Raw genomic sequence first — 21,631 nt, 5'->3', positions numbered from 1 at the left:
TTGTACCCATGTGTGGAATCGTAGGCTATGTTGGCAATTCGTCTCGCAAGGCAGCTGGATACAGCGCTCTTGACGTTGTGGTGGAAGGGCTGCGCCGTCTGGAATACCGCGGCTATGACTCCGCCGGCGTCGCAGTAGTCGCTGATGGGACCATTTCGTCCCGTAAAAAGTCCGGCAAGCTGAGCAACCTGATCGCGGAACTGGAAGCAAATCCCGTTCCCGAGTCCATGACCGGCATCGGCCATACCCGTTGGGCTACGCACGGCGGGCCCACCGACCGTAACGCACACCCGCATCTTTCCGACGGCGGCAAGCTGGCAGTCATTCACAACGGCATCATTGAGAACTTCGCTGAGCTTAAGCAGGAACTGCTGGGCAAGGGCGTCACCTTCGAGTCGGAAACCGACACCGAAGTTGCAGCCGCCCTTATCGGTGACATCTTCCGCACCCGGCTCAATGGCGACGGCGGCAACCTCACCGAGGCGATGCGCCTGGCTTGCCAGCGACTCGAAGGCGCTTTCACCCTTCTCGCAGTCCACGCGGACCAGCCCGACGTCGTCGTGGCCGCCCGTCGCAACTCCCCGTTGGTGGTGGGCCTGGGCGATGGCGAGAACTTCCTCGGCTCCGACGTTTCCGGCTTCATCGACTACACCCGCCGCGCTGTGGAACTGGGACAGGATCAAATTGTCACCATCACCGCGGACACCGTAGAGATCACCGATTTCTTCGGCGCTCCCGCCGAGGGCAAGGAATACCACGTTGACTGGGACCCGGCTTCGGCTGAAAAGGGTGGATTCAGCTCCTTCATGGAGAAGGAAATCAACGACCAGCCGGACGCCGTAGCGCAGACCCTCCTGGGCCGCTCGGACCTCAACGGCAAGCTCACCCTTGACGAAGTCCGCATCGATCCTGAGCTCCTCAAGCAGGTGGACAAGATCATCGTGTTGGCTTGCGGTACCGCAGCGTACGCCGGTCTCGTAGCCAAGTACGCAATCGAAAACTGGTGCCGGATCCCCACCGAGGTGGAGCTCGCACACGAGTTCCGCTACCGTGACCCCATCGTTGACTCCAACACGCTGGTGGTCTCCATCAGCCAGTCGGGCGAGACCATGGACACGCTGATGGCTGTCCGCTACGCCCGCGAGCAGGGCGCCAAGACGATCTCCATCTGCAACACCAACGGTTCAACCATCCCTCGTGAATCCGACGCCGTGCTCTACACGCACGCAGGTCCTGAAATTGCCGTTGCATCCACAAAGGCATTCCTGGCGCAGATCACAGCGGCGTACCTACTGGGCCTGTACCTGGCCCAGCTGCGGGGCAACATCTTCTCCGGCCAGATCAAGGATGTCCTCGCGGACCTCAACAAGATCCCGGCCAAGATCCAGAAAATCCTTGACAACGCAGGGCCCCTGCGCGAGCTCGCCCGCAGCATGAAGGACGAGAAGTCCGTCCTGTTCCTGGGCCGCCACGTGGGCTACCCGGTAGCCCTGGAAGGTGCCTTGAAGCTCAAGGAAATCGCCTACATCCATGCTGAAGGCTTCGCCGCCGGCGAGCTCAAGCACGGTCCGATCGCCCTGATCGACGACGGCCAGCCGGTCTTCGTTGTTGTCCCGTCCCCGCGTGGCCGCGATTCCCTGCACGCCAAGGTAGTCAGCAACATCCAGGAAGTCCGCGCACGTGGTGCCCGTACCCTGGTGATCGCTGAAGAGGGCGACGAATCGGTCAAGGATTACGCAGAGCACGTCTTCTACGTCCCGGAGACCCCCACTCTGCTGATGCCGCTGCTCACCACCGTTCCGCTGCAGATCTTCGCTGCTGAACTCGCGGGTGCCAAGGGTTACGACGTCGATCAGCCGCGTAACCTGGCCAAGAGCGTGACCGTAGAATAACGCCATGATTGTTGGCATTGGCGTAGACGTCGTAGACATCGAGCGGTTCGGCCGGCAGTTGGAACGGACACCGGGACTGCGGGACCGCTTGTTCGTTCCTGCCGAGCGGGAACTCAACACCCGGTCGCTGGCTGCACGTTTTGCTGCCAAGGAAGCCGTAGCCAAGGTGCTGGGCGCTCCGGCGGGCATGAACTGGCAGGATTGCTGGATTGGCCTCGACGAGAACGGACCCACCGTTCAAGTCAAGGGGACAGTGCTTGCTGTGGCTGAGGCCAAGGGCGTCAAGCGCTGGCACTTGTCCATGAGCCACGACGGCGGCATAGCCACGGCGACTGTCCTCGCCGAGGGCTAAGCGAACTTCATAAAAACAATGATCAGCGCCTTCACCGGACAACAGATCAGGGATGCGGAACAAGCGCTCCTGGACTCCGGTGAGGGCGCTGTTCTGATGCAACGGGCAGCTTATGGCTTGGCGCAAGCCGTGGCTCGCGAGGTCAAAAGCAGGCGAAAGCTTGCAGGCGCCAGTGTCACGGTGCTGGCCGGCAAGGGCAACAATGGCGGCGACGGCCTTTTCGCTGCGGCATTGTTGGCCCGTCGCGGAATGCGCACGACGGCGGTACTCGCCGCACCTGAGGTGCACCAGGAGGCCTTGGCTGCTTTCGTCGCAGCAGGCGGGCGCGTTGTCCAGCTGGAGGCCGGGAACGCAGAGGAGCTTGCGGTCCTCAGCGCGGGCAGTGACTGCATTATCGACGCGCTGCTCGGGACCGGTGCCCGCGGGGGATTGAGGGAAGCCCCGGCGGAGTTGGTGGCTTCACTTCAAGAACTGCGTCCCCGGCTGGTGGTGGCATGCGACCTCCCCAGCGGACTGGACGCCAACAGCGGGGAAGTGCATTGGCCCGTCCTGGATGCGGATATCACCGTGACGTTTGGCGGCATCAAAGCCGGACTCATGGCCGACCCGGGTGAGGGCTGCGCCGGGCGCGTGGAGCTGGTGGCGATCGGGATTGAGCGATCCTTGGAAAGTATCAGCCCCGAGCTTCGCCGCCTCACTGACTCGGACCTTGGCACTTTGCTGCCCAAGCCAGGCCGACGCGCGCATAAATACTCGCGGGGCGTCCTGGGAGTAGTAGCAGGTTCGGCGCGTTTCGCGGGAGCTGCTGCTCTGACCGTTCACGCCGCGGCTCTCGCCGGAGTGGGCATGGTGCGCTATCTCGGGCCTCAATCCGCGGCCGAACTGGTGCTTGCCCGAACTCCGGAAGCCTTGTGGGAGGCGGATCACTCCGGCCGCGTCCAAGCGTGGTTGCTGGGGTCCGGGGTTGACGGCGAGGAACAGCTGCAACGGGCGAAGGAAGCCGGCGCGTTGGCCCTCGCTGACGATTTGCCGGTGGTCGTCGATGCCGGAGCCTTGAGCCTCCTGCCGGAACGCTGCCCCGCTCATTGGATACTGACACCCCATGCCGGCGAGCTGGCTACCTTGCTGAACTCGCTTCCTTCCACGGGGGAAGTGAAGGTGACCCGCGACGACGTCGAATCCCGACCCCTCCACTTCGTGCGGCAGGCCGCCGAGCAGACCGGTGCCACAGTGCTCCTGAAGGGTGCCACCACGCTGGTGTCGTCGCCGTCGGGCGTGGTGTTCAGCCAATCCGAAGGCACCGCGTGGATGGCCACCGCAGGCAGCGGCGATGTCCTGGCCGGCGTTCTGGGCGCCCTGCTGGCGCAGGCTGCGGAGTCCATCCGGCACGACGACGGCGCATATGCCGCCTTGTGCGTGGACCCAGCCGACCGCTGGGCTGCCCTGGCCGCGGTTGCTGCAAGCGTTCACGGCCGGGCTGGTGCTCTGGCATCGGCAGATTTCGACGGAGGACCCCTTACAGCCTCGGTGATCGCGGAGGCTGTACCCCGCGTTATTGGTTCGCTCAGCGCGGAATACGACCCAACAAGACCGTAAGGTTGCTGTCGGTGTCTGGGGGCTTGAGTAGGCTTGCAACAGTTGTTCGCATCATCAAGAGGAGAACGCATGGAAGTCTGGCCTGGATCGGCTTATCCGCTAGGTGCCACCTTTGACGGCACCGGCACCAACTTCGCGCTTTTTAGCGAGAAGGCCGAAAAAGTGGAATTGTGTCTCTTCGACGACGACGGCGGGGAAGTCCGCGTAGACGTTACCGAAGTGGATGGTTACGTATGGCACTGCTATCTGCCGCAGGCCCAACCGGGACAGAAGTACGGCTACAGGGTGCACGGCCCCTACAACCCTGACGAGGGCCAACGCTTTAATCCCAACAAGCTGCTGCTGGATCCTTACGCCAAGGCCATCCACCGTCAGATCGACTGGGACCCGGCCCTGTTCTCATACAACATGGGTGACCCGGATTCGCGCAACGACGAGGACTCTGCACCGCACATGATGCTGGGCGTGGTCATCAACCCGTTCTTCGACTGGGACGGTGACAAGCTCCTGCGCATTCCGTATCACAAGTCCGTAATCTATGAAGCGCACGTCAAGGGCCTCACCCAGATGCATCCGGAAGTGCCCGAGGAGCAGCGCGGCACATATGCCGGCGTCGCCCACCCGGCGGTTATTTCCCACCTGCAGAAGCTGGGGATCACGGCGATCGAACTCATGCCGGTGCACCAGTTCGTCAATGACGGCATCCTGCAGGACAAGGGCCTGAACAACTACTGGGGCTACAACACCATTGGTTTCTTTGCGCCCCACAACAGCTACAGCTCCAAGGGTGATACCGGACAGCAGGTCCAGGACTTCAAGGCCATGGTGCGGGCGCTGCACACAGCTGGTATCGAGGTCATCCTCGACGTCGTGTACAACCACACGGCCGAGGGAAACCACCTTGGACCCACGCTGTCCTTCAAGGGCATTGATAACTCCGCGTACTACCGCCTGGTGGAAGACGACCAGAAGTACTACATGGACTACACCGGCACGGGCAACTCGCTCAATGTCCGCAGCCCGCACTCCCTCCAGCTGCTCATGGATTCCCTGCGCTACTGGGTGACCGAGATGCACGTAGACGGATTCCGCTTTGACCTCGCCTCCACGTTGGCCCGGGAGTTCTACGATGTGGACAAGCTGTCCACCTTCTTCGAACTCATCCAACAGGACCCGGTGGTCTCCCAGGTGAAGCTCATTGCCGAGCCTTGGGACGTTGGGCCCGGCGGCTACCAAGTGGGCAACTTCCCTCCCCAGTGGACAGAGTGGAACGGCCAATACCGCGACACCGTCCGCGACTTCTGGCGCGGCGAACCTTCCACCTTGGGCGAGTTCGCATCCCGGTTGACAGGGTCGGCGGACCTTTACGAGCACTCCGGGCGTCGCCCGGTTGCCTCGATCAACTTCGTCACCGCCCACGATGGCTTCACGCTGGCTGACCTTGTGTCCTACAACGAGAAGCACAACGAAGCCAACGGCGAGGGCAACAACGACGGCGAATCCCACAACCGTTCCTGGAATTGCGGTGCGGAAGGGCCCACGGATGATCCCACCGTCCTTGGTCTGCGGGCACGCCAGCAGCGCAACTTCATTGCCTCGCTGTTCCTGTCCCAAGGTGTTCCCATGCTTCTGCACGGCGACGAACTCGGCAGGACGCAGAACGGCAACAACAACGGCTACTGCCAGGACTCCGAGCTCACGTGGATCAACTGGGACAACGTGGACCAGCCCCTGATCGAGTTCACGGCGGCGGTCAGCGCACTCCGGGCCAAACACCCGAGCCTGCGGCGCAGTCGATTCTTCGATGGTCGTCCGGTATTGCGTGGTGAAGGCGAGCGGCTCCCGGACATCGTATGGCTGGATGCCGACGCGAGCACCATGACGCCGTCCGATTGGGACGAAGCCCTGGGACGCTCCGTGGGCGTGTTCCTTAACGGCGACGGTATTCATGGCCGGGACACACAGGGCCGACGTATCACTGACGTCAACTTCCTGTTGTACTTCAATGCCGACCAGGACGAAGTAGGCTTCCGGATTCCTTCCGACGAGTATGCGCCCGCTTGGGATGTCATGATCGACACCGCTGGAGAAGGCGCTGAAGCAGGCGTCATCAAGCCCGACCAGATCCTGATGGTCGGCGGTAAGTCACTGGTGGTACTCCGTGCCCACAGCACCCCGGAAATTGAACCGGATCACTCTGTTGCAGCTTCCCTTGCCGCGCTGACCCATACGAGCACTCCGGAAACGGCATCCATCACCGCCCCTGCGGTGACGTCATTGCCGTTCGATTACAAGGGCGCTGCGCCCGAGGGCAATGACGATGAAGGTGAAACGAAGGAGCCGAACGCATGAGGACCCCTGTCTCCACATATCGGCTCCAAATTCGCCCGAGCTTCACTCTTCAGGATGCAGCTGAGCTCACGGGATACCTGCAGTCCCTGGGTATCGACTGGGTCTATGTGTCACCGATCCTGACTGCAGAAAAGGGCTCGGACCACGGCTATGACGTGACCGATCCCTCCACTGTGGATCCCTCCAGGGGAGGCCCGGAAGGGCTCTCCGCCCTGTCCAAGGCAGCGAAGGACAAGGGCCTGGGCATCCTGGCCGACATCGTTCCGAACCACATGGGCGTTGCTTCGCCCAAGCAGAATGCATGGTGGTGGCAGCTGCTGAGGGAAGGCCGCGGCTCAAAGTATGCCGAGGCCTTCGACGTCGACTGGGAGTTCGGCGGGGGGAAGATCCGCATCCCCGTCCTGGGAAGTGACGACGACCTTGACGAGCTGAAGGTCGTGGACGACGAACTTCGCTACTACGACCACAGTTTCCCGTTGGCCGAGGGGACGTACACGTCCGGGGACAACCCGCGTGAGGTCCATGCCCGGCAGCACTATGAGTTGGTTGGCTGGCGCCGGGCTGACGCAGACCTGAACTACCGGCGGTTCTTCGCAGTGAACACCTTGGCCGGAGTGCGCGTCGAGGTTCCCTGGGTCTTTGACGAGTCCCATGAAGAGATTGTCCGCTGGTTCCGCGAAGGTCTGGTGGACGGCCTGAGGATCGACCACCCGGATGGGCTCGCCGACCCCGAGGGTTACCTCGCCAGGCTACGCGAGGTGACGGGGGGCGCTTACCTGTTGGTGGAGAAGATCCTGGAACCGGGGGAGCGGCTGCCCGAGACCTTCGACTGCGAAGGGACCACAGGATACGACGCCTTGGCCGACGTTGACCGCCTTTTTGTGGACCCGGCTGCGGAGGAGTACCTGAACTCCCTCGATGCCCGTCTGCGGAATGCGGACGCTCCGGCGGATTACCACGCCATGATTCATGCCACCAAGCGCCGCATCGCCGATGGCATTTTGCGCTCGGAAATCCTGCGGCTGGCCCGCCTGGTGCCCGAAACCTTGGAGCTGCCGTTCGCCAAGGTAGCCGACGCACTGGCTGAAGTAATTTGCTGCTTCCCCATCTACAGGACATATCTGCCCTACGGCGGGAAGACGCTCGTAGAGTCCGTGGAAAATGCCGCCAAGGAGCGACCCGACCTGGCAAACGTCCTCGGCCAGCTTCAGCCGCTCTTGCTGGATGAGACCAGTTTGCTGGCCCGGCGTTTCCAGCAGACGTCCGGCATGGTGATGGCCAAGGGTGTGGAGGACACTGCGTTCTTCCGCTATACACGGCTAGGATCACTGACGGAAGTGGGCGCGGATCCCACGGAATTCTCCATCCCCAGTGGGGTCTTCCATGAGCGAATGGCCCGCAGGCAGCAGCTCTTGCCGCTCTCCATGACAACGCTGAGTACCCACGACACCAAGCGGAGCGAGGACGCAAGGGCCAGGATCTCGGTCATCTCCGAGGCAGTACCTGAATGGGAGCTTTTCCTCGGCACCGTCCAGGAACTCGCCCCCATCCCCGATGGACCCCTCTCGGCATTGATCTGGCAATCGATCGTCGGCGCATGGCCCGCGGATCGCCAGCGTTTACAGTCCTATGCCTTGAAAGCAGCCCGCGAGGCCGGTAATTCCACTAACTGGACCGACCCCAACCAGGAGTTCGAGCGCAAGTTGGCTGCCGCCGTCGACGCCGTATTCGACGTCCCGGAGGTAACCGCCGCCCTGACGAACTTCGTGGACGAGCTCGAACCTTATGGAACGTCCAACTCGCTGTCCGCCAAACTGATCCAGCTGACCATGCCCGGCGTCCCCGACGTCTACCAAGGGACGGAATTCAGGGACGGCTCGCTGACTGACCCCGACAACCGGCGGCCAGTGGACTTCCAAGCCCGCATCGCTGCCTTGGCGGAGCTGGATGATGGTTCCAAGCCCGCATTCACGGAGGAAGCTGCCAAACTGCTGGTGATTTCCCGTGCGCTGCGGCTGCGTCGCGACAGGCCCGGGCTGTTCGCCGGCTACCTCCCCGTCGCGGCCCACGGCGCGGCCGCCGCACACGTGGTGGCTTTCGATCGAGGGGCTGACCGTCGGGGAGCTCTCACCGTTGCCACGCGCTTGCCCAAGCGCCTGGCCAGGGAAGGCGGCTGGCGGGACACGTCAATCGAACTGACAGTGGAATGCCGCGATGAACTCACTGGCGCTACGTACGGTGCCGGTGCTGTGCCTGTGGCCACTTTGCTGGAGCAATACCCGGTGGCCCTACTGGTACCCACGGACTGAACGTTGGACGGTCCTGATGAGCTGACCGTCAACATCGTCACTGCAAGCACGCTTGAACACGTACAGGGGAACTTGATGCTGGAAAACGCTGCTGGAAAAAACCGTTACGACGTCTGGGCGCCGAACGCCAATTCTGTTCGATTGCTGGTCGAGGACCGGGAGTACGGCATGGAACACCACCACGACGGCGGCGCCCGCGGTTGGTGGCGCGCGCCGGCTGATGTGGCGGCGCAGCAAGCCGACGGGGTGCGGTACGGCTACATCGTTGACGGGGAGGGGCCGTTTCCCGACCCCCGCTCGCGGAGGCAGCCGGACGGGGTCCACGGTTTATCTGCGACCTTCGATCCCTCCACTTACGAGTGGAAGGACGGCGGATGGAAGGGCCGGAATCTCAAAGGTTCCGTGATCTACGAGATGCATCTGGGCACCTTCACACCCGAAGGAACGTTGGATGCCGCCGCCGGGAAGCTGGACTACTTGGTGGAGCTTGGTGTCGACTTCGTCGAGCTGCTGCCGGTCAACGGCTTCAACGGTGTCCACAACTGGGGCTACGACGGTGTCCTTTGGTATGCCGTCCACGAACCCTATGGCGGACCTGAGGCATACCAGCGCTTTGTGGATGCTGCTCATGCTGCCGGTTTGGGTGTCATTCAGGACGTTGTTTACAACCACCTCGGGCCAAGCGGCAACTATCTGCCCAAGTACGGTCCCTACCTGAAAGCGGGAGAGGGCAACACGTGGGGTGATTCGGTCAACCTGGACGGACCCGGCTCGGATGACGTTCGCCGCTACATCCTGGAAAATGCGGCGATGTGGCTCCGGGACTACCATGTGGACGGACTTCGTCTCGATGCCGTGCATGCCTTGCGTGACGAGCGTGCCGTGCACATCCTTGAGGAGTTCGGCGCGCTGGGAGATGAGATTGAGGCGGAGACGGGAATTCCCCGGACCATGATTGCTGAATCTGACCTGAACAACCCGCGGCTCATCTATCCGCGCAAGGACAACGGCTACGGGTTGGAAGGCCAGTGGAGCGACGACTTCCATCACGCAGTGCACGTCAACCTCAGCGGGGAGACTACCGGCTACTACGCTGACTTTGACTCCCTGGCAGTCCTGGCGAAGGTCCTGCAACATGGCTTCCTTCACGATGGCAGCTACTCCAGCTTCCGGGAACGGCATCACGGCCGGCCCATCAGGCACGATTTGGCGCAGCCGTCTGCGCTGGTGGTCTGCTTGCAGAACCACGACCAAATCGGCAACCGGGCAACTGGCGACCGGCTCACAGCTTCGTTGTCGTATGGAAAGCTGGCCATAGGGGCGGTGCTGACCATGACGTCCCCGTTCACCCCCATGTTGTTCATGGGCGAGGAATTTGGGGCCTCAACGCCGTGGCAGTTCTTCACCTCCCACCCGGAACCTGAGCTTGGGAAGGCCACAGCGGAGGGGCGGATCAAGGAGTTCGAACGTATGGGTTGGGACCCTGCCGTGGTCCCTGATCCGCAGGACCCGGAAACGTTCCAGCGTTCCAAGCTCAAGTGGGACGAAGCAGGAGAAGGCGACCACGCACGCTTGCTGCAGCTGTACAAGGATTTAGCACAGCTGCGCCGGAACACTCCGGAGCTGGCGGACGGTGGATTCGGTGAGACCTCCGTTGAGTTCGACGACGACGAACACTGGCTGCAGTTCTCCCGCGGCTCAGTCCGGGTGGTTTGCAACTTCGGGAACGAAGCACTGGGGACGCCGCTGACCGGTTCCGTGCTGCTGGCCACTGACAGCGAAGCAGCACTGGAAGAAGGGACCCTGACGCTTCCCGGCGGTAGCGCCGCCGTCGTGCGCGTCCACTGAGCCCCGCCGATCGAGGGTGACGGCGCCCACATTGCGGACAGCGCCGTCACCCCGGTTTGTGCAGTGGCAGGATGGTACGTATGACTTATTCGGCTGCGGAAAACCGCTACGAAACCATGCCCTACCGCCGCGTCGGACGCAGCGGACTCAAGCTCCCCGCCATCTCGCTGGGACTCTGGCACAACTTCGGCGACGACAAACGCTTCGACGAACAGCGCGCCATCCTGCGCCGGGCATTCGACCTCGGCGTGAACCATTTTGACCTCGCCAACAACTACGGACCGCCGGACGGATCGGCCGAGACCAACTTCGGACGTCACTTGAAGGACGACTTCAAGCCGTACCGCGATGAACTGGTCATCTCCACCAAAGCCGGCTACTACATGTGGCCCGGGCCGTACGGGGAATGGGGATCCCGTAAGTACCTGATTTCCAGCCTCGACCAGTCGCTGGAGCGTATGGGCCTGGACTATGTGGACATTTTCTACAGCCACCGTCCCGACCCCGAAACGCCGCTGGAAGAGACCATGGGTGCGCTGGACTACGCGGTCCGGTCGGGCAAGGCACTCTACGCGGGCATCTCCTCCTATACCCCGGAGCAGACCCTCGAAGCTGCCCGGATTCTGAAGGAGCTCGGAACCCCGCTGCTCATCCACCAGCCCAGCTACTCCATGCTGAACAGGTGGACGGAAAACGGCTCGCCCAACCTATATGAAGCGCTGGATCAAGTGGGCGCCGGTTCAATTGCCTTCTCACCGCTCGCCCAGGGCATGCTCACCAACCGGTACCTCAACGGTGTGCCGGCCGACTCCCGAGCAGCCAAGGAACGCTTCCTGTCCGAGTCCGCATTGACTGAAGACAAGCTGGACCGCGTGCGCGGATTGAACGCCATTGCCGAGGGGCGTGGGCAGACCCTCGCACAGATGGCCATTGCGTGGATCCTTCGCGATCAGCCAAAGGGTTCGCCGGTGACATCCGCACTTATTGGTGCTTCCAGCGTGGGCCAGCTTGAGGACACTCTCAGCGCAATCAACAACCTGAAGTTCACTACAGACGAGCTGGCCGCGATTGACGAGTTCGCCGTCGAATCGGACATCAATCTGTGGGCGCAGAAGTAACATTCAAGAACTGACATAAACAGCGGAAGCCGGTAGGGAACAAAACCGGCTTCCGCTGTGTTGGTTACAATGCAAGTGTGCGCCGAATGGCGCCGTGCCAATCAGCCGTGCCCTGGACTCAGTCAGGGATACGCCTGGCACCTGAGGTTATTTCTCAAAAGGAGTTCCGTGTCTTCACATCCGATTCGTGTTGCCATTGTCGGCGTAGGTAACTGCGCCGCATCGCTGGTCCAAGGTGTTCAGTACTATCGCGACGCTGACCCCAAGGCCACGATCCCGGGTCTGATGCACGTTGAGTTCGGTCAGTACCACGTCAACGACGTCCAGTTCGTTGCTGCTTTCGACGTCGATAGCAAAAAGGTTGGACTTGACCTCGCAGACGCCATCGGTGCCAGCGAAAACAACACCATCAAGATCGCCGACGTTCCGGCCACTGGTGTGACCGTGCAGCGCGGCCACACCCTGGACGGCCTCGGCAAGTACTACCGCGAGACCATCGTCGAGGCCTCGGAAGAAGCCGTTGACATTGTTGCCGCGCTCCGCGAGGCCAAGGCCGACGTCATGGTCTGCTACCTGCCCGTCGGTTCGGACCAGGCCGCCAAGTTCTACGCCCAGTGCGCTATCGATGCCGGTGTTGCTTTCGTCAACGCGCTGCCCGTCTTCATCGCAGGCACCAAGGAGTGGGCGGACAAGTTCACTGAGGCTGGTGTCCCGATCGTTGGTGACGACATCAAGAGCCAGATCGGTGCCACTATCACGCACCGCGTCATGGCCAAGCTGTTCGAGGATCGCGGTGTCACTTTGGACCGCACGTACCAGCTGAACGTCGGCGGCAACATGGACTTCAAGAACATGCTGGAACGCGACCGCCTGGAGTCCAAGAAGATCTCCAAGACCCAGGCCGTTACCTCCAACGTCGAAGCTGAGCTGCACGCCGACGATGTCCACATTGGACCGTCCGACTACGTTGCATGGCTCGACGACCGCAAGTGGGCCTTCGTCCGCCTTGAGGGCCGCAACTTCGGTGACGCTCCCGTTTCCCTTGAGTACAAGCTCGAAGTGTGGGACTCGCCGAACTCTGCCGGCGTGATCATCGACGCCATCCGCGCTGCGAAGATCGGCCTGGACCGTGGCATCGGCGGCCCGCTGCTTTCAGCTTCCAGCTACTTCATGAAGTCGCCGCCGGAGCAGTTCAACGACGACCTCGCCCGCGACAAGGTTGAAGCCTTCATCCGCGGCGACATCGAACGCTAAACACCCCGTTACACCAAACGCCCCCGTATTCCGATGCGGGGGCGTTTGTCGTACCCCGGACGCTCTACCAGATCCCTCGGGCTTGGGCCGGACGCTCTATCACTTTCTTCAGAAGAGCGAGAGATGGTCGGGTTGGAGGGGGTGGGATGTGAGAGATGGTTAGAAAAGGCCCGTGGGGTTACCGTCCGAGTCGACGTCCATGCGCATCGCGGCGGGTTCCTTGGGCAGGCCAGGCATGGTCATCACCGCGCCGGTCAACGCAACAATGAACCCGGCACCCGTCTTGGGAATCAGTTCGCGGACGTGCACCCGGAATCCCTTGGGCGCACCAAGCCTGGAGGCATCGTCGGTGAAGGAATACTGGGTCTTGGCCATGCACACAGGGAACCCTGACCAGCCATTTTTCTCGATCTCGGCGAGGCGCCTGAGTGCCGGAACTGAGAACTCCACGCCATCGGCCCCGTAGATCTCCTGCACAATCGTTTGGATCTTGTCCTCGACGCTCAGTTCCAGCGGGTACAGGTGACGGAAGTTGGACGGCGCATCCAAAGCCGCCGCCACTTTGGCTGCGAGCTCGTCACCGCCGTCGCCTCCGCCTCCGCGGCCCCAAACATCAGCGACGGCGGCTTCCACGCCTTCTGCTGCACACCAGGCGAGGAGCCACTCAAGTTCCTCAGGAGTGTCGGTTCCAAACTTGTTGATGGATACAACGGGCGAAATGCCGAACTTCGCAACGTTGCCCACGTGCCTTTTCAAGTTCTCGACGCCTGCTGCCATGGCCTCGACGTTTGGCTCGCTGAGCTTCTCCTTGGGAACCCCGCCCTGCATTTTGAGGGCGCGGATTGTTGCAACCACCACGACGGCGGATGGCGCCACGTCGGCGATGCGCGCCTTGATGTCCATGTACTTCTCAGCGCCGAGGTCTGCGCCGAAGCCGGCTTCAGTCACCACGATGTCCGCAAGCTGCATGGCGGTGACGGTAGCGATCAGGGAATTGCAGCCGTGGGCAATGTTCGCGAAGGGTCCGCCGTGCACCAACGCAGGGGTGCCCGCGATGGTTTGGACGAGGTTCGGCTTGATGGCGTCTTTCAGGAGCATTGTCAGTGCACCCTCCACGCCGAGGTCTGAGACGGTGACAGGGGTGCGATCGTAGGTGTACCCGAAGGTGATGCGCCCCAGCCGGGACCGAAGGTCGTCGAGGTCCGTTGCGAGGCAGAAGACCGCCATGATTTCCGAGGCGACGGTGATGTCGAAGCCGTCCTGCCGAGGTACTCCTTGCATGGGTCCGCCGAGACCAATGACAACTTCCCGTAGCGAGCGGTCGTTCATGTCCAGGACGCGTTTGAACGTCATGCGCCGGGGATCGATTCCGAGTTGGTTGCCTTGGAATATGTGGTTGTCCACGAGTGCCATGAGGGCGTTGTTCGCAGACGTGATGGCGTGGAAGTCCCCGGTGAAGTGCAGGTTGATGTCATCCATGGGCAACACCTGGGAGTACCCGCCGCCGGTAGCCCCTCCCTTCATGCCCAGGATGGGGCCTAGAGAGGGTTCACGCAGGGCGATCATCACTTTGTGCCCTGCACGGGCCAAGGAGTCTGCGAGTCCCACTGTGGTGGTGGATTTGCCTTCGCCTGCCGGGGTGGGAGACATGGCAGAGACCAGCACCACCTTGCCGGGGGCCTTTCCCTGGGGGAGCACCAGCTTGGCCCGGTTGATCTTGGCCTTGTAGGGCCCATACAGCTCGAGGGCGTCCACATTGATGCCTGCGCGTTCGGCGATGTCTTCAATGGGGAGCATGGTTGCGTGGTGGGCAATTTCAAGATCACTCAGGACCTTGTTTTCAGACATCCTTGTCCTTCGGCTCTGCCCGCAGCGGGGATGCGGCTGCTGGGGTTCTTTCGCTGTGCGCGACAATCTATCAGCCCGGGAGCGGATACGAGTGGAGACTCAGCGCCGGGGTAGCAGCAGGCCGCCGACGGCCTCCCGATAACTTTCCAAGGTGATCGCTGCAGTGCGCTGCCATCCAAAGGACTCGGCATGGGTGGCAGCGAGCCGGCCCATGTCCTCCCGGGTTTGGACGTCGTCGTAAAGATCCTCAAGGGCGTCGGCCCAGTCGGAGGGGTCGTGCCCGTCCACCAGCAGGCCGGTTCTTCCGTCCGAAATGGCTCGGGAGAGGCCACCAACGTTGGTTGCCACCACGGGTGTACCGCACGCCTGTGCTTCCAACGCCACCAAGCCGAAGGATTCGCTGAAGGACGGCATCACCACCACGTCAGCGGACCGGAACCAACTGGCCAGCTCCGGTGCCACGACAGGCGGCCGGTGAGTGACGACGTCGGCCAGTCCGGCGTCTTCGATGAAGTGCTGGAGGTTGAAGTCCTTGGCGCCGCTAAGGGAACCCAGAATAGTCATTTCCAGATCGATATCAGGCCTGCGTTGACGCAGGATCCCGGCCGCCTTGACGAAAACCTGCGGGCCCTTGAGCCGCTGGATCCTTCCGGCGAAGAGGATATGGAAGCTGTCGGGCCTGACTCCCCGCAAGGAACGGGACTTCCTCCGGAATGACGGGGTGAACACCTTCAGGTCCACCCCGGGTGGCGCGACGTCGATCCGGTCAAGGTCTGCTCCGTAATGGGAAACCAGTTCGTCCGCCTCGGCAGGAGTGTTGGCAACCAGCCGCGAAGCACCGTCAACAATCCGTTGTTCGCCTTCTTCGCGGCGCCGTGGCTCAGGCCGTTCGCCGGACTCCAGGACGAGATTCTTGACCTTTGCCATGGTGTGCATGGTGTGGACCAGCGGGACACCCCAGAGTTCTGACAACTCAAGCCCTGCCACCCCGGAAACCCAGTAGTGGGAATGGATCGCGTCGTAACGCCCATGGAGCTGTCGGTGGCGGATCTTGTCGATTTCTTCCACCATGTGGTGCAAGAGCGCCGGTAGTTCTTCCTTGGGCAGCTTGCGGCGCGGTCCAGCCATGACGTTATGGACACAGACGCCCGGCCCGGGATGCTCGACGGCGGGCTGTCCGGTTTTCGTGGAACGGGTGAAGATCTCCACCTCCACACCGGACTCGGCCAGTGCCATGGCCAGGGCGCGGACGTAGACGTTCATTCCGCCGGCATCTCCCGCGCCGGGCTGCTCCATGGGGGAGGTATGCAACGACAGGAACGCCACACGACGGATCAACGGCACCCGGTCCTCCTCACGATCACGGCAATAATCAGCTTTGCCCTGCAGAAAACACTACTCCTGCGTTCGAGTCCCGGGCCGAGCAAGCCCCGCTATGTGGACAAGGCTGCTAGCGTGGCGGCTGTGAGCCAAGAACAAAACTTCCAGATCCGCAAAGCAACGCCTGAAGACTGGCCCGGAATGTGGTCCATCCTGGAGCCTGTGATCCGCAGCGGCGAGACCTTCACCTGGGACCGTGACACCACGGAGGAAGCAGCCAGGACCAAGTGGATCAAGGAAGCTCCCGCTCAAACGTTCGTGGCGGCGCGCCAAGACACGGGCGAGATACTGGGAACGGGGGAGTTCCACGCCAACCAAGCCGGCGGCGGCAGCCATGTTGCCAACGCAGGGTACATGGTGGGGGCCAACAACTCGGGCCAGGGCATCGCCCGGGCGCTCTGTGCCTACTCCCTGACCGAAGCCAAGGCAGCCGGGTTCCTGTCCATGCAGTACAACGCCGTGGTGGAGAGCAACGTCAGGGCTGTGTGGTTGTGGCAATCCATGGGGTTCAAGATTTTGGCCACGGTTCCCGAAGCCTTCAACCACCCGGAGATCGGCTACGTGGGCCTCCACGTCATGTACAGAAAGCTCTAGGCCCACAACTGGCTTAGCCCGGGAAAAGCTGCCTCGTACCCTTCCAGCAGCTGCCGGCCCAGGGGGGCCGAACCTACCAACGGGTGAGCGGTAAAGGCTTGGACGGCGGCCTCGCGCTCGCCGGCGACTACGGCCCTGATGGTCAGCCGCTCAACCTCTTTCACATGCTGCATCAGGGTGAGGAACTGCCCGTCCGGCCGGTCCTGCGGAAGTGGCGACGCGCCGTCGGGCGTTACCTCGCAAGGAACCTCGACGACGGCGTCTGCCGGCAACCCCGGAACGGCCACCTCTGCGGTAGACGAGGCGTGCAACACCGGCGAGTTGGGCACGTTGAGGATCAGCTGGGCGGTCCCGCCCCCGGACAGTGCGCGCATAACGGACAGGGCAACGCGTTCGTAGCCGCCCCCTGCCAGATCAGACTCGTCGCGCTGCTCCCCATGCGTCCGCGCTTCGGCCAGGTAGCCTTCCTCGCGGGAGCGCCGGGCAGCATCCCAGACCTTATAAGGATGTGGGGCCTGAAGAAGCGAGGGGTAGAGCGACTGTTGCTGGTCGTGGATGGACGCCCCGCGCGTTTCGCGTTGCTGTCCAATGGCTTCAGTGGCCTGTGACGTTTGGTAGTAGTAGTACAGGTATTCGTTGGGCAGGCAGCCAAGTTGCAGCAGGGTGTGCTGGCCGAACAACCGCCCCTCCTCCATGGTTTCGAGGGCAGCGTGATCGGACAGCAGAGCAGGTAGCAGATCCGTTCCACGAGGAGCCAGCCGGTAAAGCCAGCCGAGGTGGTTCAGCCCGTAGTAGCCCACGCCGTCGAGCGTTCCTTCTTTGAGGGGCGCCCCCGCAGCCCGGGCGGCACGCTGGACCAAACCATCGGCGGAGTCGCAGATGCCGATCACCTTGCGTCCCAGGACGGGAACCAGCGCTTCGGTGACCATGCCGGCAGGATTGGTGAAGTTGATGAGCCACGCGTCGGGGCAATGGCGACGCATCGCCTCAGCGAGCTGCAGCATGTGGGGGATCGAGCGGAGCGCATACGAGATGCCGCCGGCGCCGGTGGTCTCCTGTCCAAGCAACCCCAGCCTCAAGGGAATCTGCTCGTCCGCGATCCTCCCCGCAGTACCGCCTGGGCGGATTGCGGCGAACACCATGTCTGTTCCCGTGAGTGCCTGCTCGAGGTCTGTGGAAACCACGACGGCGGGTGCGGAACCTCTGTCCGCCGGCATGTCGCGGAGTACCGCCTCAATGGCCGCCAGCCGCGAGCCGTCCACGTCAAAAAGGACGAGTTCATCCACCAGTCCGGCGAACGGACCGGCGCACAAAGCCCGGTATACAAGGGGAACCCGGAATCCGCCGCCACCGGCAATCATGAGCCGCATGGTCCGAGTCTATGCAGGCCCGCAAGTCTATGCAGCCCAGTACGTGCAGCGTAGTCTGCCGTGCATGGACGCTAAACCCCAGCGACGCTTCGATCCCCTGGCTGCGCTGCGGTCGGATGGGGACCACCAGTGCGACCTCCTCCTCACTGGAACGGTTTTCCAGGACATCATCTTCACCGGGCTCCCGCACGCCCCGGAACCCGGCACGGAGGTCTGGAGTGAGGGCATGGGCAGCTGCCCCGGTGGTGTCGCCAACCAGGCCATTGCCGCCGCGCGCCTCGGCTTGCGGACCAATCTCGCGGCAACCTTCGGGGACGACGGCTACGGTGACTACAACTGGCAGATCCTGGAAAGCCAGGAACACGTCGACCTTTCGCTCTCGCAGAAGGTTCCCGGCTGGCACTCACCGGTCACGGTATCCATGTGCGTGAACCAGGACCGGTCAATGGTGACCCACGGCCACCCCGCCCCGATCAGTTCCTCCGAGCTGATCGGGAAGCCACCCAAGGCGCTCGCCGCCGTCGCTGACCTGGGGGAGGAGCTGGAACCGTGGATGCTCGCAGCGAAGGAGGCCGGAACCAAACTCTTCGGCGTGGTGGGCTGGGACCCGACAGGGGAGTGGTCGGAGCGCCGGCTGAACCAGCTGGGGAACTTCTACGCCTTCCTGCCCAATGCCCCGGAAGCGATGGCGTTTACCGGGAAGGCCGACCCCTGGGCGGCCCTGTACTCCTTGGCTGACCGGGTTCCCGTGGCAGTGGTAACCCTTGGCCCCCAAGGCGCGGTGGCAGTGGATTCGGAAACGGGTGAAGAGGAGTGGGTGCCGTCCCTGCCCGTATCAGCTTCCGATCCCACGGGCGCCGGGGACTGTTTCGGGGCGGCCTTCATTGTGGGATGCCTGGCAGGGTGGAGGTTGGGGGACCGGCTCCGGTTCGCGAACCTTTGCGCCTCCTTGGCGGTCCAGGAAGTGGGCGGCTCACTGGCAGCACCGGGTTGGGGTGACATCGCCGACTGGTGGCAACGGGCGAATGCGAGGAAGGAGCGTCAGTCAAGTCAGTGGTTGAGGCGCTTCGCCTTCCTGGAACCGATCGTCAAGGACATTCCGGCGGAAGCACAGCGTCGGGCCCGGGCGACCATCGCGCATTTGTCGGACGCGCAGTAGCCGTGAGAGCCCCACAGCTAACCGCGCAGTTAACCCGAGTTCACTGACAGCACTAGAATCTCTAGGGTGACTTACGAAGCAGCTGCAGATATCGGTATCGGGTCGAAGGCCTCCATAGCAAAGTCAGCGGTGCTGGAACGCTCCGCCGTGATCGACCTCGACGCCGTGCGGCACAACGTTCGTCAGTTCGTCGGCATCGCCTCCCCGGCCGCTGTGATGGCCGTGGTGAAGGCAGACGCTTATGGCCACGGTGCCGTGCAGGTTGCCCGGGCAGCCCTCGACGCCGGAGCGGCCTGGCTGGGTGTCGCCCACATCTCCGAGGCGCTCGCCCTGCGTGCCGCCGGGGTTGATGCCCCGCTACTCGCCTGGCTGCACACCCGTGAAAGCAACTTCCAAGCGGCAGTGGCCGCCGGCATCGACGTCGGAATTTCCGGTTGGGAACTCGAAGCCGTGGTGGCTGCCGCCCGGGAGCAGGAGCGGCCGGCGCGTGTGCACCTCAAGGTGGACACGGGACTGGGCCGGAACGGCTGCCCCATCGCTGACTGGGACCAGTTGTTGGGCCAGGCCATGGAGTACCAGGATCAAGGCCTCTTGCGGGTGGTGGGCATCTTCTCTCACCTCGCCGTTGCTGACGAACCCCATCGCCCTGAAACCGATGATCAACTGGCTGTCTTCCGGGAAGCCATCGCCATGGCCGAGGACGCGGGCGTGGATACCGAGGTCCGGCACATTGCCAACACGCCGGCGGCGTTGTCCCGCCCGGATTCACACTTCGACCTCGTCCGAGTGGGCCTGGGCATCTACGGATTGTCGCCCTTCGACGGGGCTACGTCTGCGGAACTTGGCCTGCATCCCGCCATGACGGTCCGGACCCTCCTGTCCAACTGCAAGAAGGTGCCCGAAGGCCAGGGCGTTTCCTACGGACTCAATTACCGGACCAGCCAGGAAAGCACGCTGGGCCTGGTGCCGCTGGGCTATGCAGACGGTGTCCCGCGGATCGCCACGGGAGGTCCTGTTCGGGTGGACGGCATCAACTACCCTGTGGTTGGCAGGATTGCCATGGACCAAATGGTCATTGACCTGGGGCCGCTGTCCCCTGAAGAGGCGGCAAATCTCAAGGGCGCCGAGGCTGTTATGTTCGGCAACGGTGCCGACGGCGGGCCCACCGCCGATGATTGGGCGGCCGCCGCGGGAACCAACAACTACGAAATCGTGACGCGCATCAGCCCCAGGGTTCCGCGCAGTTACGTCAATGAGCTGCCCGCCCGGATCGAACTCAACAATGCAGCAGATACGGCCGCGCTGTGAGCGAAGCCCAGTGGGAGCGCACGCTGACGGTCACGACGGCGGAGCAGACCCATGCGCTCGCGGCAGCTTTGGGTGGGGTGCTTGAGGCCGGGGATCTTCTGGTCCTGACCGGCGAACTGGGTGCGGGCAAGACGACGTTCACCCAAGGACTTGGCGAGGGCCTGGGAGTCCGTGCCGGCATCATTTCGCCGACGTTTGTCCTGGTACGGATCCACCCCAATCTCGCTGATGGACCCAGGCCCGGGGGCCCGGACCTGGTCCATGTTGACGCTTACCGGCTGGACTCGGCAGCGGAGATTGACGATATCGATCTGGAGAACACCATGGATACAGCGGTCACCGTGGTGGAATGGGGCCGGGACCGGGTGGAGCACCTCTCGGACAGCCGCTTGGAGGTTGACCTTCTCAGGTCTGTTGGCGGGGATAACACGGCAGCCACAACGGACGGCGATGTCATGGACTTCGATACCGATGACGACGACGAACCCCGCACCATCGTTTTCCGTGGATTTGGTCCCCGCTGGGCCGAGGCACCGAAGCTCTTGGAGACCAGCGAAAACGGAGGCTACTGATGCTGATACTGGCCATTGATACCTCAGCGGTTGCCAGTGCGGCCCTGATCTCGGATGATGCCATGGAAAGTGTGGTGGACTCTTTCGCTACGGAGGACACCCGAAGCCACGCGGAAGTGCTGGCTCCCGGGATTGAAAAACTCCTGGCTGGTGCCGGGGTCACCGGCGCGGACATCGATGCGATTGTCACCGGTGTGGGACCCGGCCCGTTCACCGGGCTCCGCTCCGGTATCGCCACCGCCCGCACTCTCGCCTTCGTGTGGGACAAGCCGCTGTATGGGCTCATGAGCCTGGATGCCATCGCCTTGGAAGTGGCGGAGTCCACCGCGGCGACCCCCGAGTTCCTGGTGGCTACGGATGCCCGACGCAAGGAGGTCTACTGGGCTCGATACAGCCTGGCCGACGGCCAGCTTCCGGAGCTCGTGGACGGCCCCCACGTTGGTTTCGCCTCGGAGCTTCCGGACTTGCCGGTGTTTGGAGCAGGGGCAGGCCTCTACGCCGATGTCCTCAAGGCGGATGAAGATTTTGCCACCACCCAGCCGGATGCGGCCTCGTTGGGCCAATTCGCCTTGGCCAAGCTCACTGCCGGGCAGGCTTTGCTTGACTCAACACCCTTGTATTTGCGGGAATCGGACGCCCAGGTGCCTGGCCCCAGGAAGCGTGCACTGTGATGGGAGGG

General features: G+C 62.9%; 16 protein-coding genes. 13 read left to right on the top strand and 3 right to left on the bottom strand.

Annotated elements, in window-relative coordinates:
• Positions 1-8: 8 nt before the first annotated feature.
• The 8 genes from glmS (at position 9) to ACNAOT_RS16225 (ending at position 12,721) form a co-directional block, all read left to right on the top strand.
• The gene (glmS, locus tag ACNAOT_RS16260; RefSeq protein WP_420178597.1) at positions 9-1,892 is read left to right on the top strand and encodes a glutamine--fructose-6-phosphate transaminase (isomerizing); all 1,884 of its coding nucleotides are present in this window, start codon (positions 9-11) and stop codon (positions 1,890-1,892) included.
• Between the two features lie 4 nt (positions 1,893-1,896).
• Entirely contained in the window at positions 1,897-2,244 is a 348-nt protein-coding gene (locus tag ACNAOT_RS16255) for a holo-ACP synthase (RefSeq protein ID WP_011775548.1), read from the top strand.
• An 18-nt stretch (positions 2,245-2,262) separates the two neighbouring features.
• Positions 2,263-3,840, top strand: a complete 1,578-nt coding sequence (locus tag ACNAOT_RS16250) for an NAD(P)H-hydrate epimerase (RefSeq protein WP_420178596.1) — start codon at positions 2,263-2,265, stop codon at positions 3,838-3,840.
• A gap of 69 nt (positions 3,841-3,909) precedes the next feature.
• Positions 3,910-6,192, top strand: a complete 2,283-nt coding sequence (glgX, locus tag ACNAOT_RS16245; RefSeq protein ID WP_420178595.1) for a glycogen debranching protein GlgX — start codon at positions 3,910-3,912, stop codon at positions 6,190-6,192.
• The gene (gene treY, locus ACNAOT_RS16240) at positions 6,189-8,501 is read left to right on the top strand and encodes a malto-oligosyltrehalose synthase (RefSeq protein ID WP_420178594.1); all 2,313 of its coding nucleotides are present in this window, start codon (positions 6,189-6,191) and stop codon (positions 8,499-8,501) included. The genes glgX and treY overlap by 4 nt, the downstream gene beginning before the upstream one ends.
• 75 nt (positions 8,502-8,576) lie before the next feature.
• Positions 8,577-10,349, top strand: a complete 1,773-nt coding sequence (gene treZ / locus ACNAOT_RS16235; RefSeq protein WP_420178593.1) for a malto-oligosyltrehalose trehalohydrolase — start codon at positions 8,577-8,579, stop codon at positions 10,347-10,349.
• A gap of 80 nt (positions 10,350-10,429) precedes the next feature.
• Positions 10,430-11,467, top strand: coding sequence for an L-glyceraldehyde 3-phosphate reductase (gene mgrA, locus ACNAOT_RS16230; RefSeq protein ID WP_420178592.1), 1,038 nt, complete (start codon positions 10,430-10,432; stop codon positions 11,465-11,467).
• A 168-nt stretch (positions 11,468-11,635) separates the two neighbouring features.
• Positions 11,636-12,721: an inositol-3-phosphate synthase gene (locus tag ACNAOT_RS16225; protein ID WP_017200299.1), complete on the top strand. Its 1,086-nt coding sequence runs from the start codon at positions 11,636-11,638 to the stop codon at positions 12,719-12,721.
• Between the two features lie 159 nt (positions 12,722-12,880).
• Here the strand turns inward: ACNAOT_RS16225 and ACNAOT_RS16220 are convergent, their stop codons facing one another.
• Positions 12,881-14,569: a formate--tetrahydrofolate ligase gene (locus ACNAOT_RS16220; protein WP_420178591.1), complete on the bottom strand. Its 1,689-nt coding sequence runs from the start codon at positions 14,567-14,569 to the stop codon at positions 12,881-12,883.
• A gap of 99 nt (positions 14,570-14,668) precedes the next feature.
• On the bottom strand, positions 14,669-15,913 hold the full coding sequence (gene mshA / locus ACNAOT_RS16215; protein ID WP_420178590.1) for a D-inositol-3-phosphate glycosyltransferase: 1,245 nt from the start codon (positions 15,911-15,913) through the stop codon (positions 14,669-14,671).
• A gap of 111 nt (positions 15,914-16,024) precedes the next feature.
• Here mshA and ACNAOT_RS16210 point away from each other — a divergent pair, with 111 nt between their 5' ends.
• Positions 16,025-16,543 (top strand): GNAT family N-acetyltransferase, encoded by a 519-nt coding sequence (locus ACNAOT_RS16210; RefSeq protein WP_420178589.1) that lies wholly within the window; start codon positions 16,025-16,027, stop codon positions 16,541-16,543.
• Here the strand turns inward: ACNAOT_RS16210 and ACNAOT_RS16205 are convergent.
• A complete protein-coding gene (locus tag ACNAOT_RS16205) occupies positions 16,540-17,913 on the bottom strand; it encodes a 6-phospho-beta-glucosidase (protein ID WP_420178588.1) in 1,374 nt (457 codons plus the stop codon). The genes ACNAOT_RS16210 and ACNAOT_RS16205 overlap by 4 nt on opposite strands.
• A 64-nt stretch (positions 17,914-17,977) precedes the next feature.
• Here ACNAOT_RS16205 and ACNAOT_RS16200 point away from each other — a divergent pair, with 64 nt between their 5' ends.
• The 4 genes from ACNAOT_RS16200 (at position 17,978) to tsaB (ending at position 21,623) form a co-directional block, all read left to right on the top strand.
• Positions 17,978-19,072: a carbohydrate kinase family protein gene (locus ACNAOT_RS16200; protein ID WP_243836821.1), complete on the top strand. Its 1,095-nt coding sequence runs from the start codon at positions 17,978-17,980 to the stop codon at positions 19,070-19,072.
• Positions 19,073-19,138: 66 nt separating this feature from the next.
• Positions 19,139-20,380 (top strand): alanine racemase, encoded by a 1,242-nt coding sequence (gene alr, locus ACNAOT_RS16195; RefSeq protein WP_420178587.1) that lies wholly within the window; start codon positions 19,139-19,141, stop codon positions 20,378-20,380.
• Entirely contained in the window at positions 20,377-20,952 is a 576-nt protein-coding gene (gene tsaE / locus ACNAOT_RS16190; protein WP_420178586.1) for a tRNA (adenosine(37)-N6)-threonylcarbamoyltransferase complex ATPase subunit type 1 TsaE, read from the top strand. Before alr ends, tsaE begins: the two co-directional genes overlap by 4 nt.
• A complete protein-coding gene (gene tsaB, locus ACNAOT_RS16185) occupies positions 20,952-21,623 on the top strand; it encodes a tRNA (adenosine(37)-N6)-threonylcarbamoyltransferase complex dimerization subunit type 1 TsaB (protein ID WP_420178585.1) in 672 nt (223 codons plus the stop codon). Before tsaE ends, tsaB begins: the two co-directional genes overlap by 1 nt.
• The last annotated feature ends 8 nt before the right edge of the window (positions 21,624-21,631 follow it).

Origin of the sequence: Paenarthrobacter sp. TA1.8, assembly GCF_048595705.1 — a bacterium.
Classification (GTDB): domain Bacteria; phylum Actinomycetota; class Actinomycetes; order Actinomycetales; family Micrococcaceae; genus Arthrobacter; species Arthrobacter nitroguajacolicus.
Note: the sequence above shows the minus strand (reverse complement) of the source record. Positions and strands in the feature narration are given on the sequence as shown.

Excerpts from the sequence above, each read along its gene's own strand:
- glmS (WP_420178597.1), top strand. The coding sequence starts at position 9 with ATGTGTGGAATCGTAGGCTATGTTGGCAATTCGTCTCGCAAGGCAGCT.
- ACNAOT_RS16255 (WP_011775548.1), top strand. The coding sequence starts at position 1,897 with ATGATTGTTGGCATTGGCGTAGACGTCGTAGACATCGAGCGGTTCGGC.
- ACNAOT_RS16250 (WP_420178596.1), top strand. The coding sequence starts at position 2,263 with ATGATCAGCGCCTTCACCGGACAACAGATCAGGGATGCGGAACAAGCG.
- glgX (WP_420178595.1), top strand. The coding sequence starts at position 3,910 with ATGGAAGTCTGGCCTGGATCGGCTTATCCGCTAGGTGCCACCTTTGAC.
- treY (WP_420178594.1), top strand. The coding sequence starts at position 6,189 with ATGAGGACCCCTGTCTCCACATATCGGCTCCAAATTCGCCCGAGCTTC.
- treZ (WP_420178593.1), top strand. The coding sequence starts at position 8,577 with ATGCTGGAAAACGCTGCTGGAAAAAACCGTTACGACGTCTGGGCGCCG.
- mgrA (WP_420178592.1), top strand. The coding sequence starts at position 10,430 with ATGACTTATTCGGCTGCGGAAAACCGCTACGAAACCATGCCCTACCGC.
- ACNAOT_RS16220 (WP_420178591.1), bottom strand. The coding sequence starts at position 14,569 with ATGTCTGAAAACAAGGTCCTGAGTGATCTTGAAATTGCCCACCACGCA.
- ACNAOT_RS16205 (WP_420178588.1), bottom strand. The coding sequence starts at position 17,913 with ATGCGGCTCATGATTGCCGGTGGCGGCGGATTCCGGGTTCCCCTTGTA.
- ACNAOT_RS16200 (WP_243836821.1), top strand. The coding sequence starts at position 17,978 with ATGGACGCTAAACCCCAGCGACGCTTCGATCCCCTGGCTGCGCTGCGG.
- tsaB (WP_420178585.1), top strand. The coding sequence starts at position 20,952 with ATGCTGATACTGGCCATTGATACCTCAGCGGTTGCCAGTGCGGCCCTG.